Genomic DNA, 14,207 nt, shown 5'->3' with positions numbered 1-14,207 from the left:
TCACGCCGCCTTGCTGGCCACGCGCGCCGGAGCCGCGACCGTCGGCGCCGCCGCGGCCGGCTCGGCCGGCGCGCCGATCCATTCGGAATGCGCCGGAATCGTCTCGCCCTTCATCACCACGGTGAGCGGGCCGAGCCGCGCGAACTCGCCGACATGCGTGTCATAGAGCACGGTGGAGCCGGCGCCGACGGTGACGCCGCGGCCGATCTCGACGCGGCCGACCTTCATCACCCGATCCTCATAGAGATGCGTCTGCAGCGCCGCCACCTGATTGAGCGCGGCATAGTCGCCGACGCTCACGCAGTCGAACTCGGTGATGTCGGTCATGTCCATGAACACGCCCTTGCCGAATTTCGAGCCGAACAGGCGCAGCATCCAGGGCAGGAAGGGCGTGCCGCGCAAATGCTCGAGCAATATTTTGCCGGCGAGTCCCCAATAGAGCACGGCGCAAGCCTCCGTGCGCATGGCCCAGAAGGACCACATGGGCTTCACCTGCGGCTCGTAGCGGCCCATGGTCAGCCATTTCACCGCCACGACGACCAGCGTCATGCCGAGCGAGATGAGCGTCGAGGAGAGCACGAATAGCCAGAACACCGACCAATAATCGCCGTCGATGAGCTTCTGGCCGAAGCTTTCCACCGCCCATGTGCCGAAAGTGATGAACAGCATGGTCGGCAGCGAGACGTTGACCGCCTCATAGACGGCGCGCGCGGCTTTCTTCCAGAAGGGCGGCTGATAGGTCCAGGCGGCGCCGCCGCCGTCGAAGGTCTGGCGCACCGGCAGCTTCATCGGCGGCGAGCCGAACCAGGTGTCGCCCTCGGAGAGCTCGCTATTGGCCGGCGGCTTGGATTTGATGCCGATCAGCGCGCCATTAGGGATTTCGGAGCCCGGCGGCACGACGGCGTCATTGCCGACGAAGACGCGCGCACCGGTCTTCACCTTCTTCAGATACATCCAGCCGCGGCGCATATCCTCGTCGCCGAGCACGACCTCGTCGGCGATGAAGCATTTCTCGCCGATCTCGACGAGATCGTAGCGGCCGGAGAGATTGGTCGAAATCTCGGAATCCTTGCCGATCTTCGCGCCCATCAGCCGGTACCAGGTGCGCATGTAGAGCGTGGCGAAGAGCGAGGAGAGCGTCTCCAGCGTCACCTCGGTGGCGAGAGCCACCGCCCATTTGCGCAGATAAAAGCCCGACCACACCGAGTAGGTCCCCTCCGAAACGCGCGGCAGCACGGTCCAGCGGAAGACCACGATGAAGGCCACGGTGACGAGCACCAGCACGAAAGCCGTCGGCCAGGCGAAGACAGGGATGGCGGCGAGGTAGAAGGCGTGGTCGACATCCGTTAGGCCGAGCCAATTGTCGAAACGGTCGAACACCCAGAAGGCCGGGAAGATCGGCAACAGGCCGAGCGGCGGCAGAGCCAGCACGAGGAGCGTGAACAGGAACCCCATCGCGAGGCGTCGCGGCGTCGAGGCCGTCGACTGCGGATCGAGCGCGCGCGCGTCGACGTCGCCCTTATAGCGCGCCGGCGAGCCGTCCCAGATCTCATAGGCGCCGATCTGCGAGCCGGCGGGAACCGAGGTCAGATCCTCGAGCGCCCCGCCCTCGCCGATGACGACATTCTCCTCGATGACGCAGGAGGTCCCGACATAGGCGTCGGCGCCGATGTCGATCGTCCCGATGATCAGCTCGTTTCCGACGACGCGGGCGTTGGCGAGCTTCAGCTTGGAGCCGAGGCTCGCGCCATCGCCGATGCTGACGAGATCGATCGCGCCGACATCCAATTCGCCGATGATGGCGTCCTCGCCGATCTTGGCGCCGAGCGCCGCGAGATAGAGCCGCATCAAGGGCGAGCACTGGAACCATTTGGCGTGGGTGAGGCCCATGAGCCGCTGCGCCAGCCACCAGCGGTAGTAATAGACGCCCCACAGCGGATAGCGCCCCGGCTTGGTGCGGCCGATGACCAGCCATTTGCCGATGATCGACACCGCCACTGTGGCGATGTTGACGCACATATAGACGCCGAGCAGCGCCGCCACTTCCTCGAGGATGCTGGCGTCCGGCGAGGTGAGCAGCTGATAGGACACGAACACGCCGAGCCACTGCGAGGTGACGAAGGCCAGAATGAAGGGCAGCGCCGCGGCCTGGGCGAGGCCGCAGAGGAAGCGCCGCAGCAACGGCGGCGGCGTGAAGGAGAGGTCGCGCTGCGGCGCGGCGGCCGAGGCCTTGCCGTCGAGATGGGCGGCGAGGGCGCGCAGATTGCGCTGGGCGTAGAGGTCCTGCAGCGTGATCGAGGCGAGATGCGCGGTCTCGCGCACCACCGAGACGAAACGCGCGGCGAGCAGCGAATGGCCGCCGAGATCGGTGAAGAAATCGGCGTCGAAGGGGATCGCGCCGGGCGGCAGCACGCGCTTGGCCGCGTCGAGCAGCACCGCCTCGGTCGCGGTGCGCGGGTCCTCCTGCGCCTCCGTGTCGATGAGCGGGGCGGTGAGCGCCACGCGCTTCAGCGCCTTGCGGTCGACCTTGCCGGAGGAGAGGCGCGGCAGGGCGGCGACCACCTCGAAACGCGCCGGAATCATGTAGGAGGGCAGGAACTCACGCAATTTCGCCCGCAATTCGCGCGGGTCCGGCACGACCGCCGTCGCGCCCACGAGAAAGGCGACGAGCTCGTCCAGACCATTCTCGTTGCGCAGAACGACGGCCGACTGGCGGATATGGTCGAGGCGCGAGAGCGCCGATTCGATCTCGCCGAGCTCGACGCGGAAGCCGCGGATCTTCACCTGATCGTCGATGCGGCCACGGAAATGGAGGTCGCCGTTCTCGTCCAGCGCCACGGCGTCGCCGGAGCGATAGAGGATCGGGTCGGAGCCGTCCGAGGGATAGGGGTTGACGATGAATTTCTCGGCCGTCAGCTCGTCGCGGCGCAGATACCCTTTGGCGACGCCCGGCCCGCCGATGAGCAGCTCGCCCTCGACGCCCGGCGGCAGCAGCGCCAGATTTTCATCGACGACATAGCAGCTGTAATTGGGGATCGGCTTGCCGATCGTCACTTTCTCATTCGGCCAGACCTCCGAGACGGTGGCGACGACGGTCGCCTCCGTAGGGCCGTAGCTGTTGAAAATGGTGCGGCCGATGCGGGTCCAGCGCTCCGCCACCGAGGGCGGGCAGGCCTCGCCGCCGAGCACGATGGTCTTCAGCGTCGCGACGTCGCGCGGCATGGCGGAGAGCAGCGTCGGCACCGTGTCGAGCACAGTGACGCCGGCCTCCTCCAGAATATCGGGAAGCGCCTCGGTCTCGCCGATGATCTGCGGCGTGGCGACGAAGAGCGACGCGCCGGCGAGATAGGGAATCCAGATCTCCTCCATGGAGAGGTCGAAGGCGACGGAAGCGCCCTGGAACACCACATCGGAGGCGGAAATCCGATAGATCTCATTGGCCGAGCGCAGATAATGGCAAATATTGCGCGCGGTGACGACGATGCCCTTGGGCGTGCCCGTCGAGCCGGAGGTGTAGATCAGATAGGCCGGATGGTCGCCCGTTGCGCCGAGCGCGCGCGGATCGGGGCAGGAGCCGCCGACGACCGCGATCTCCGCGTCGACCAGCGTCTCGACCGAGACCGAGGAGGCCGCCTTGCCGGCGAAGGCGGCGGAGGCCAGCAGCGCCTTGGCGCCCGCATCGGCGAGGCAGACGGCGATGCGGTCCACCGGCGCGTCGGCGTCGAAAGGCAGCCAGGCGGCGCCGGTCTTGGCGATGGCGATCTGGGCGATCAGCAGCTCCGGCCCACGCGCACCCCACAGGCCGACCACGTCGCCGGGCCCTATGTCCCGCGCCGAAAGGCCGCAGGCGATGGCGGAAGCCTCGGCGTCGACCTCGCGATAGGTGAAGCGCCGCTCCAAGGTCGCCATGGCGAGCGCATGGGGGCTCGCCGCGACGCGCGCCGCGAAAATCTCGCAGAGCAATTCGTCGCGCAGCAGATGGGGCATGGCCGCGCCGCGCAGCACGGAGCGCGGCCCCGCCGCCTCGGCCCGAGCTCCGTCGGCGACAGGCGCGCTCAGGGTCGGCGCGCTCTGCTCGTTCGGCGCGCCCTGCTCGATCGGCGAGCTGTATGCGAAACTGGGGTTCAACTCGTTCATCGCGTGACATATCCGCGGGAAATCCGCGCTCATCTAGCATGAGAGCGAAGGCCGATCCTATCCCGCATTCAGGCTGAACGCGGGATGAACCCCACTATGGGAGGGAATTTGGCGCCGAAAAGACCGGCGCAAATAACGCCTGCCCTTTTTGCGTCATATTCATGACGAACTGGTTACAAACGAAGATCGCCTCCGCGATCCGCCGTTTACGATCGCGGGCCGGAAAAACGGCCCGGCGCCGCTCCGTCGCGGTGCGGCTGCGGGCGCCGCAGGCGAAGCCTCCGATTTTCGTAAATTTCGCACATTTCGTAAATTTCGCATGCAGACGGCTCTCGCAGACGGCTCTCGAACGCCGATGACGGCCTGGTCCCGGGCGAATGCGGCGGCAGGGCCGGAGCGCCCGTCCCGCAATCCTCATTCGAAAGGCGAAATAGGGGCGCCCGGCGATTCGGCCATCCGGGCGCGGCCCAGGACAGGGCCAAAACGGGCCGAGAACGGGCCGAGCCCCGATCAGGGGGCGTGGAGCCGCTCGACATGGAACAGCACCGGCCGCGACCCCGCGCGCTCGAACCGCAGCGTCCCGCGCACGGTCGCGCCCTCGGCGAGCGGCTCCCGCAGATCGACCAGCATGAGGTGATAGCCCTTCTCGCGGAAGTCGACGACCGACTCGGCCGGGAGCGCGACGCCCTCCGCGAGCGGCCGCATCCGTCCGATGCCGTCGGCGACTTTCGTCACATGCATCTCCACGCGCTGGGCCGCATCCGCCTCCACGCCGAGAAGCCGGTCCTCCGTCTTGCCGTCATTGCGCAGCGCGAGATAGCAGGCGCCGGTGGTCACGCCCTTGGGCGGCGTCGCGCACCAGGCGCGCTCCACCTCGATCGCGGCGGGCGCCGCGAGCGTGGCTGTAGCGAAAAGAAGCAATAGGACGCAGAGCGCCCGCCGCATGCAAAAAATCCCGATTCTCGTATGGAATGAAAGGTCGCGCCGCCGCGGCGAGCCTGTGATCATGTCTCGAGCCGATCGTTGAACATGCCCCTCTGCGCCCGGTCCGCAACTTCGGCGCCAGCGTGCAGAGACACATACATAGCGTAAAAACGTCGCGCGCGGCGAATTTCGGAATGAAATCTAGTCAGACGTATCGATATCGCGCGAGACGCGACGATCACGATCGAACGCATGGTCGTTCACTTTCTGCACGCGACGTCCGGTCGCATGCGCATCATGCGCCGTCGCATTGACCTATATGCGCAATTGCTGTCTTCGATAAGACATCCTTCGACAAGACATCGCAGCGCGGCGCGAGCCGCGCGATAGGGAGTTCTGCGTGCCGAAAGCGCCGATGAAGCCGCATCCCTCCGCAGAAGACTCTCACGCCCCGAAGCCCGTCGATGCGCGCGGAGCCCGGCCTTCGCTCGCGTCGCTCGTCATGCGCGCCGCGACGAATGCGGCGAATGGGCTCGCCTCCTTCTGCCGCCGCGTCGCCGGAAACGCGCCGGCGCAGCGCGGCGACATCGTCGAGCGCGTGACGGTCGAGAACGGCGTCGTCTGCGTCGCGCATTACATTCACGGCCGGCTCGTCGACCAGCGGCGCGTCAAAGCCTCGGATCTGGTCATCGAGCGGCGCCTCGATCGCGCGCGCCGATACATGCGCGTCGACCTCACGACCGCCGGGCGCACGCTCGAGATCGCGCGTCACGCGACGCCGGCCGAGAGGGAAAGCGCCGTCGAGCGCCTCGCCGCGGGCCTGCGCGGAATCGAGGTGGAGCCGCGCATTCACACGACTGTCGTCGACGCTTTGCGCCGCGCGCCACGCACCGGCGCGCGGCTCGCGGCGCGCTTTCGCCGCCTTCTTCGCCGACGCGGCCTTCATCGTTCGAGCGGAGCCTCGGTCTCCATCCCGCGCGAGAGCTCCGCTCGCTCGAGCCGCCCGGCGGGCGTTCGCGTCGCGCCGGGCGGCCAATGCCGCCTCGCCGCCGCGCTGCGCTCGCGTCGATGGTGGATCGCCGCCGCCGCCGTGATCGTTCTGTCGAGCGCCGCGTCGCCCCGCCTCGAGCCCCCGCATTCGAGCGAGACGCCGCGCGCCTTTCGCCCCTCCTTCCGCCTCACCGCGACGAATGGCGACATCATCGACGAAAAATCGATGCTCGGCCGGCCCTACGCCCTGTTCTTCGGCTTCACGCACTGTCCGGAAGTCTGCCCGACCACATTGCTCGAGGTGGCGCGCGCCTCCAATGAAGCGGACGCCTCCGGCTCGGCCTTCGACATTCTCTTCGTCACGCTCGATCCGGAACGCGACACGGCCGAGACGCTGGCCGAGTTCGTCTCCTCCTTCGGGCGCCGCATCACCGCCTTGCGCGGCGCGCCGGAGGAGATCGATCGCGCCGCGCAGGCGTTTCGCGTCTATCGACGCAAGGTCCCGCTGGAGGGCGGCGACTATACGATCGATCACACCACGCTCGTCTATCTCGTCGATCGCGAGGGCGTGATGTCCGGCGTCGCCTCCTTCGCCGACCACGGCGCCGAAGCAGCGAAAGCACTGAAGGATTTCATTCACCGCCAGAGCGCGGCGCAGCGCCGCGGCGGCGCGCGGCGCATCACAGCGCGCCGTCGAAGGCGTGAGCGCACGCTCGCGACAACATGCCGCATGTCCATGAGGGAGCGTCGCTTGACGCTTCCAGACGCCGCTCGTACGGTCGATGCCTGAAAGCGTCAGAGCACTCGACCTTGAGAATCCTGGGCCAGACACATTCGAGCGTCGAGCGAGCGGCCCTGAGCATGGTCGCGGCGCTGCTGTTCCTGGTGCAGACCGTCGTCGTCGGCGTCGCCACCGGAGCGACCGCGAATAGCGCGCAATCCTCCGGCGTCGTCTGCGCCACCTTCAAGGCCGCCCCCTCGAGCGGCGACTCCTCTCCGGTCCAGAGCCAGCATATCGGCCCCTGCTGCATTCTCCATTGCAGCTCGGCGATAGACGTCGAGGAAGACCGCGTCCTCGTCGCGATCCTTCCGCTCGAGATGTTCTCCGACACGCCGACGCCGATCTACGTGATCGACGCCGCGATCGCCGCGCCGGAGCTGCGGCCTCTATTTCCACGCGCGCCTCCAGCGCGTCTCGCCTGAACTCCCAGACTCTCATTTTTGAAGATCGACGGTAGCAAATCCGCCGTCGAGGGATTCACGCGACCTGCGCCGATCATCGATCGCGCGCATCACTGGAGGCTATTGTCATGAGCATCACATCCTTTAAGGCCGTGAGCGTCGCCGCTCTCGGCGGTCTCGCCGCATTTCTGGCGCTCGGCCCCGCGGCTCCCTATGGCGCGCAGCTCTTCGCCGCGCTCATCGGCTGGGCGGGCTATCAGCATTTCGGCGGCAAGCTCGACGGGCTGAAGAAGTCGATCGTCCATTATCTGTTCGGCGTCCTTCTCGCCGCACTGGCCCTCGTCGTCTCCACACGCCTTCCCTATGGCGAGACGATCGGCGCCCCCGCATGGACGGCGATCGCCGTGGCGATCACGCTCGGCCTCCTCGTGCTCGCCGCCAAGCTGCCGGCGCTGAGCGAATGGCCGGTCGCCCTCGCCGCCTATGCGACGCTGCTCGCGACGACGCGCGCCGACGACATCGTCGCGCTCGCGCCCACCAATCCCGCGCTGCTGGCGACGCTGTCGCTGATCGTCGGCGCGATATTCGCGCTCGCGGCGGAGCAGCTCGCGGAAGCGCTGCAGAAGCTGCCCCTGCCCGGCCAGAAAGCGCCCTCCGCAGCGCGCAGCTGAGCGCCGCCCGGAACGGACGCCACAAATCGACCGCGTCGCCCGCCGTCCTCGCGACGGCGGGCGACAGCCATCGCATGAGCCGCCCCGCGGAGGGCGCCCGCCATGCGCGACGACCCGCAACATGCGCAACGACACAACACGCCAATTCGGGAGGATCGCTCTTGAGCGATATGGCAATCAGATCCCCTATGCTCGATCGCGCCGCCGCCTCCGTCGCCGCGCTCTGCGGCGCGGAGGAGACGGGCTTCTACGGCGTCGACCGACCGGGCGTCGCCTGGGACTGGATGAAGCAGACAGGCCAAGCGCCCGCCGGCGCCGATTGGGTGCGGCCGCAGGTCGCCGAGGCCTGGGCGCGCTGCGTCGACGACCACGCCCTGCCCCCCGGCGCGGAATTCGCGCCACGCCAGCGCCGCGGCGAGAATGGCGCATTGGAGCTCGACGCCTGGCGCCGCAATTCGCTCGGCGGCGTCGCCGGCCATCTCTCGGCGCTCGTCTATGATCTGCGCGCCCTGCTCGACGAGACCAATGTCGCGCTGCTGCTCGCCGATCCGGCCGGCGCCGTCGTCCAGCTGCTCGACTCCGGCTCGCGCATAACCGCGGGCGGCGCGCAAATGGGCCGCATCGGCGCCGATTGGAGCGAGCCGAGCCTCGGCAACAATGGCGTCGGCACGGCGAGCCTGCTGCGCGAGCCGATCGCCTTCGACGGCAAGGAGCATTTCAACGGCGCGCTGCATCGCTTCGCCACCGCCGGCTGCCCCGTCTCGGCGCCCGACGGCAGCGTCTGCGCGATCCTCGGCATGGTCTCCGATCGCCGCGACGCCGCCAAGCTGGCGCTCGGCTTTCTGAAGATCGCCCGCCGGCTGCTCGAGGCGAGCCTGTTCGACCGCTTGGCCGCGGACGGCTATCTGCTGCGTCTGCGCACGCGCGGGGCCGCCGGCGAGGCGGACGCCCGCTTCGCCGACGAGGGCCGCGTCTTCGTCGCCGCCGATGGAATCATCCGCGGCGTCGACCATGCGGCCGTCGAGGCGCTGGGCTCGACCTATTCCGCGCTCGTCGGCCAGCGCGCGGCGACGGCGCTCGGCGTCGACATGCCCGCGCTGATCTCGGCGCATGAGAGCGCGCGCTTCATCGTGCTCTCCGATCCGCCCGATGCGCGTCCCATCTTCGCCGAAGCGCATCGCTGTCCCAAGCGCGAGAGCCAGCCCTCGCCGACGCGCCGAGCGCCCGGCCTCGCCGACACCGCGCTCTGCGGGCTCGATGTCGATCACGATTGGAGCGACAGCGTGCTGGAGGCGGCGCTGCGCAAGGCCGCCGGTCTGCAGGAGCGCAATATTCCGATCCTCATCACCGGCGAATCCGGCGTCGGCAAGGATTATCTGGTGCGCCGCCTCCACGCCGGCGGCCCGCGCAAGGATCGCCCGCTCGTCGCCATCAATTGCGCCGCCATTCCACGCGAGCTCATCGAGAGCGAGCTGTTCGGCTATGAGGGCGGCAGCTTCACCGGCGCGCGCGCCAAGGGCAAGGCCGGAAAATTCGTCGAGGCCGACAAGGGCATTTTGTTCCTCGACGAGATCGGCGACATGGCCGCCGATCTCCAGGCGACGCTGTTGCGCGTGCTCGATTCGAACGAGGTCGTTCCCATCGGCTCCAGCAAGCCGATCCATGTCGATGTGCGCGTCGTCGCCGCCACCAATCGCAGCCTGCAGGAGATGGTGCAGAAGGGAACCTTCCGTCGCGATCTCTACTATCGCCTCAATGGCGTGCAGCTGTGGCTGCCGCCGCTGCGCGAGCGCCCCGATCGCCTCGGCCTGCTGACGCAGCTGTTCCGTCTCGAGCGTGAAGCGCTGGGATCGACGGAGGATCTGCGCTTTTCCGATGACGTCTGGCGCATTTTCTTCAAGCATCCCTGGCCCGGCAACATACGCGAAGCGCGCAATGTGCTGCGCTCCTGCATCGCCGTCGCCAAAGGACCGGTGATAGAGGTCGACGATCTTCCGATCGACCTCATGCAAGAGCTCGACTTCGACCAGCGCGCGACAGGCCGCGAGGCGCTCGACGTCTCGATCGTCGAAGGAGCGATCGAGAGCGAAACCGGCTTCGATCTCTCCGACTGGGAAGCGCGCGCGGTCCGTCATGCGCTCGCCTCGAGCAAGGGAAATATAGCGAAAGCCGCCCGCAGCCTCGGCATCACCAGAGCGACGCTCTATCACAAGATGGCGCGCTACGGCCTGCGAAGCGACAGACGCATCGTCTCGAAGAGGTGACGCGATGGGACCGGAAGATCGCGCTTTTATCGAAGAAGCCGCGCGCGCGCTCGACGCCTCCCTGCGCGAGCTCGAGGAAGAGGCCGCGCGCCTCGAGGAACTGATCGGCGATGAGCGCGTGCAAGAGCTCGGAGCCTATCTGCGCCGTGAATTCGAGCCTGTCGACATAGAGGAAATACGTCGCACGCTCGATTTCGACGATCGCCGATTGATCACCGTGTGGATTCGCCTGGAGCGCAATCGCGCGCGCCGCGTGGCGGCGGGCCGCAGCGCCATGACGCTCAACGCGGGACGCGACGACATCGACATAACGACGTTCGACAAGCCTAAGAAACAATAGAAAACACCGAGGAAACGCGTAACGGGCCGCCGCGGCTCGTCGCATGAGTGGAGGAACAAAGTCGTGGCCAGAAATATTCGCTTCGGCGACCCCGTTCGCATGAAATTGCTCGACGGACTCAATGTTCTCGCGGACGCCGTCGGCGTGACGCTCGGACCTTGCGGCCGCAATGTCGTCATCGAGCATCGCGCTTCCGGCCTGCCGCCGGTCGCGACGAAGGACGGCGCCACCGTAGCGCAGGCCGTCGAAACCTCCGGACGCACGGAGAGCCTCGGCATAAATCTCGTGCGGCAAATGGCGACGACGGTCGCCAAAGAGGCCGGCGATGGAACGACGACCTCCGTCGTGCTGACGCGCCGCGTCGCCGCCGAGACGCGGAAAGCGCTCGCCGCCGGCATGAATCCGCGCGACATTGCCCTCGGCATGGAGCTCGCCGCACGCGCTGTCGAGGCCGATCTCTTGCGTCGCGCGCGCGCTTGCGACGATCCGCGCTCGCTCGCCCATGTCGCGACGCTCGCGGCCGGCGGCGACGACGGAATCGGCGCCCTCGTCGCGGAGGCGCTGACGATCGCGGGCGAAGGCGGCGTCGTCGATGTCGAGCTCGGCAATGGCGTGACGGACGAGATCGTGTCGGTCGAAGGAATGCGTTGGGAGCAGGGCTATCGCTCGCCGTATTTCATGACCGACAGCGCGCGCAAGGTCGCCGAGCTCGAGAACCCCTACATTCTGATCTATGATCGCGTCATCAATGATTTCGCCGAGCTGGTGCCGGCGTTGGAGCTGGTCCGCCGCCGCAATGGCAGCCTGCTCGTCGTCGCCGAGAACGTAGCGGAGGAAGCGCTTCCCGGCCTGCTGCTCAATCATATTCGCAAGAATCTCTGCTCCATCGCCGTGAAGGGGCCGGGCTATGGCGACAGCCGTTATGAATATCTGCACGATCTCGCCGCGCTCACCGGCGGCCGCGCGATCATGGAGGCCTGCGGCGAAGATATTTCCAATGTCACGATCGAGCATCTCGGCCGCGCGCGACGCGTCGTCGCGCGAGAGGACGACACGCTCGTCATCGGCGGCGAAGGCGACGCGGCCGCGATAGCGGAGCGGCTCGGAGCGGCGAAGCGTCAGGTCAATTGGATCATCGAAGGCGATGCGTCGAAAGGCTCGCCGAGCGGCAAGCGCCACGAGCTCGGAAATCTGCAAACGCGCATAAAAGCCTTGTCCGGCAGAATGGCGACGATCCGCGCCGGCGGATTGTCGGACATTCTCATCAAGGAGCGCATGCAGAGAATCGAGAATGCGCTCAACTCCGCGCGCTCGGCGCGCAGCGACGGCGTCGTCGCCGGCGGCGGCGTCGGCCTCTATCGCGCGCGCGCCGCTCTCGCCCAATTGCACGGCGAAAATTTCGACCAGGATCATGGCGTCGCAATCGTGCGCGCGGCGCTCGACGAGCCGATACGGCGCATCGCCGCCAACGCCGGAATCGACGCCGATGAATTCCTGTTCGAATTGCGTCGATCCAATGATGATTTCTGGGGAATGGACATGCGCAGCGGCGCATGCGGCGATCTCTTCGCCGCCGGCGTCATCGATCCCGTGCGCGTGACGCGGCTCGCATTGCGCAACGCGGTCGCGACGGCGTCCTCGCTGATGACGGTGGAATGCGCGGTGACGAATATTCCGCCGCGCGATCCGACCTTCGGGTTCGATGCGCGTCGCGCAGCGGAGACGCGAGAAGACCCGCGCGCCTGAGCGTGAGATCGATCGCCGCGGCCGTGACCGCGGCGATCGAAGCAAGCGATGAATATCGTGCGTATGCTTATTTGACAGCTGTATCGAGCGCTATCCGTGAATATCGCCGCGCTCACGTCGCAAGACAGTCTCGATCCTTGCGAATCCCTTGCAAACTCTACGTTTCAGCGAAACCACGATCAGTGGCACAGAGCTTGCCATAAGAATAAGTGTCGTCGCTTCCGCAATCGATCAATTGCAGACGACCTCGAAAGTTTAAATTTCGAAAGTTTGGAAAGCGGCGCCAACATTCGGATCATGCGGCCACGAACACGGTCGCGAATCCGAAAAACAAAAAGCCTGTGAGGAGGAACAAGCATGGCGATCAGTCTCGCGACAAAAGCGGCGACCGATGCTCTGAAGGTCAACCGCGCTCCGGTCGGCGTGGAGCCGCAGGAGGTCCACAAGTGGCTGCAAAGCTTCAACTGGGACTTCAACGAAAACCGCACGAAATACGCCACCAAATACCACATGGCGAACCAGACCAAGGAGCAATTCAAGGTCATCGCCAAGGAATACGCCCGCATGGAGGCCGCCAAGGACGAGCGCCAGTTCGGCACTCTGCTCGATGGCCTGACCCGTCTCGGCGCCGGCAACAAGGTCCATCCCCGCTGGGGCGAGACCATGAAGGTGATCTCGAACTTCCTCGAGGTCGGCGAGTATAACGCCATCGCCGCTTCGGCCATGCTGTGGGATAGCGCCACCGCCGCCGAGCAGAAGAACGGCTATCTCGCTCAGGTGCTCGACGAAATTCGTCACACGCATCAGTGCGCCTTCATCAATCATTATTTCTCCAAGCATTATCACGACCCGGCCGGCCACAATGACGCCCGTCGCACCCGCGCGATCGGCCCGCTGTGGAAGGGCATGAAGCGCGTCTTCGCCGATGGCTTCATCTCCGGCGACGCCGTGGAGTGCTCGGTCAATCTGCAGCTGGTGGGCGAAGCCTGCTTCACCAACCCGCTGATCGTCGCCGTCACCGAATGGGCTTCGGCCAATGGCGACGAGATCACGCCGACGGTGTTCCTGTCGGTGGAGACCGACGAGCTGCGCCATATGGCCAACGGCTATCAGACGGTGGTGTCGATCGCCAATGATCCGGCGGCGGCGAAGTTCCTCAACACCGATCTGAACAACGCCTTCTGGACGCAGCAGAAATATTTCACGCCTGCGCTCGGCTATCTGTTCGAGTATGGCTCCAAGTTCAAGGTCGAGCCCTGGGTCAAGACCTGGAACCGTTGGGTCTACGAGGATTGGGGTGGAATCTGGATCGGCCGTCTCGGCAAGTATGGCGTGGAGAGCCCCCGCTCGCTGCGCGACGCCAAGGTCGACGCCTATTGGGCCCATCACGATCTGGCGCTCGCCGCCTATGCGATGTGGCCGCTCGGCTTCGCGCGTCTCGCGCTGCCGGACGAAGAGGATCAGGCCTGGTTCGAGGCGAACTATCCTGGCTGGGCCGACCACTACGGCAAAATCTACAATGAGTGGAAGAAGCTCGGCTACGAGGATCCCAAGAGCGGGTTCATTCCCTACCAATGGCTGCTCGCCAATGGTCACGACGTCTATATCGATCGTGTCTCGCAGGTTCCGTTCATCCCGTCGCTCGCCAAGGGCTCCGGCTCGCTGCGCGTGCACGAGTTCAACGGCAAGAAGCATTCGCTCACGGATGATTGGGGCGAGCGTATGTGGCTGTCGGAGCCGGAGCGCTACGAGTGCCACAATCTCTTCGAGCAGTACGAAGGACGCGAATTGTCCGAGGTGATCGCCGAGGGCCATGGCGTTCGCTCCGACGGCAAGACGCTGATCGCCCAGCCGCATGTGCGTGGCGACAATCTGTGGACGCTCGAGGACATCAAGCGCGCGGGCTGCGTGTTCCCCGATCCGCTCGCGAAATTCAACTGATCTCTCGTCGAC

General features: G+C 66.3%; 9 protein-coding genes. 7 read left to right on the top strand and 2 right to left on the bottom strand.

Annotated features, from left to right (window positions below; genetic code table 11):
* Complete coding sequence (locus VIF40_RS14600) at window positions 1-4,137, bottom strand: Pls/PosA family non-ribosomal peptide synthetase (protein ID WP_331938238.1); 4,137 nt, start codon at window positions 4,135-4,137, stop codon at window positions 1-3.
* A 510-nt stretch (window positions 4,138-4,647) separates the two neighbouring features.
* Window positions 4,648-5,082, bottom strand: a complete 435-nt coding sequence (locus tag VIF40_RS14595; protein WP_331938237.1) for a copper chaperone PCu(A)C — start codon at window positions 5,080-5,082, stop codon at window positions 4,648-4,650.
* 379 nt (window positions 5,083-5,461) lie between these two features.
* Between VIF40_RS14595 and VIF40_RS14590 the strand changes: the two genes are divergently transcribed.
* The 7 genes from VIF40_RS14590 (at window position 5,462) to mmoX (ending at window position 14,195) form a co-directional block, all read left to right on the top strand.
* Window positions 5,462-6,841, top strand: a complete 1,380-nt coding sequence (locus VIF40_RS14590; RefSeq protein ID WP_331938236.1) for an SCO family protein — start codon at window positions 5,462-5,464, stop codon at window positions 6,839-6,841.
* A gap of 20 nt (window positions 6,842-6,861) precedes the next feature.
* The gene (locus tag VIF40_RS14585; protein ID WP_331938235.1) at window positions 6,862-7,254 is read left to right on the top strand and encodes a hypothetical protein; all 393 of its coding nucleotides are present in this window, start codon (window positions 6,862-6,864) and stop codon (window positions 7,252-7,254) included.
* A 107-nt stretch (window positions 7,255-7,361) separates the two neighbouring features.
* Window positions 7,362-7,904 (top strand): DUF1097 domain-containing protein, encoded by a 543-nt coding sequence (locus VIF40_RS14580; protein ID WP_331938234.1) that lies wholly within the window; start codon window positions 7,362-7,364, stop codon window positions 7,902-7,904.
* Window positions 7,905-8,074: 170 nt separating this feature from the next.
* A complete protein-coding gene (locus tag VIF40_RS14575) occupies window positions 8,075-10,168 on the top strand; it encodes a sigma-54-dependent Fis family transcriptional regulator (RefSeq protein ID WP_331938268.1) in 2,094 nt (697 codons plus the stop codon).
* A gap of 4 nt (window positions 10,169-10,172) precedes the next feature.
* Entirely contained in the window at window positions 10,173-10,508 is a 336-nt protein-coding gene (locus tag VIF40_RS14570; protein WP_331938233.1) for a hypothetical protein, read from the top strand.
* Between the two features lie 63 nt (window positions 10,509-10,571).
* Window positions 10,572-12,254: a molecular chaperone GroEL gene (locus tag VIF40_RS14565; RefSeq protein WP_331938232.1), complete on the top strand. Its 1,683-nt coding sequence runs from the start codon at window positions 10,572-10,574 to the stop codon at window positions 12,252-12,254.
* A 357-nt stretch (window positions 12,255-12,611) separates the two neighbouring features.
* Window positions 12,612-14,195 carry an aromatic/alkene monooxygenase hydroxylase subunit alpha gene (gene mmoX, locus VIF40_RS14560; RefSeq protein WP_331938231.1) on the top strand — a complete coding sequence of 528 codons (1,584 nt, stop codon included), beginning with the start codon at window positions 12,612-12,614 and terminating at the stop codon, window positions 14,193-14,195.
* Window positions 14,196-14,207: the final 12 nt, after the last annotated feature.

The organism is Methylosinus sp., assembly GCF_036560965.1.
Classification (GTDB): Bacteria; Pseudomonadota; Alphaproteobacteria; order Rhizobiales; family Beijerinckiaceae; genus Methylosinus.
Note: the sequence above shows the minus strand (reverse complement) of the source record. Positions and strands in the feature narration are given on the sequence as shown.

What these genes read in the sequence shown, in the direction of transcription:
- VIF40_RS14600 (WP_331938238.1), bottom strand. Translation starts at nt 4,137, where the DNA reads ATGAACGAGTTGAACCCCAGTTTCGCATACAGCTCGCCGATCGAGCAG.
- VIF40_RS14595 (WP_331938237.1), bottom strand. Translation starts at nt 5,082, where the DNA reads ATGCGGCGGGCGCTCTGCGTCCTATTGCTTCTTTTCGCTACAGCCACG.
- VIF40_RS14580 (WP_331938234.1), top strand. Translation starts at nt 7,362, where the DNA reads ATGAGCATCACATCCTTTAAGGCCGTGAGCGTCGCCGCTCTCGGCGGT.
- VIF40_RS14575 (WP_331938268.1), top strand. Translation starts at nt 8,075, where the DNA reads ATGGCAATCAGATCCCCTATGCTCGATCGCGCCGCCGCCTCCGTCGCC.
- VIF40_RS14570 (WP_331938233.1), top strand. Translation starts at nt 10,173, where the DNA reads ATGGGACCGGAAGATCGCGCTTTTATCGAAGAAGCCGCGCGCGCGCTC.
- mmoX (WP_331938231.1), top strand. Translation starts at nt 12,612, where the DNA reads ATGGCGATCAGTCTCGCGACAAAAGCGGCGACCGATGCTCTGAAGGTC.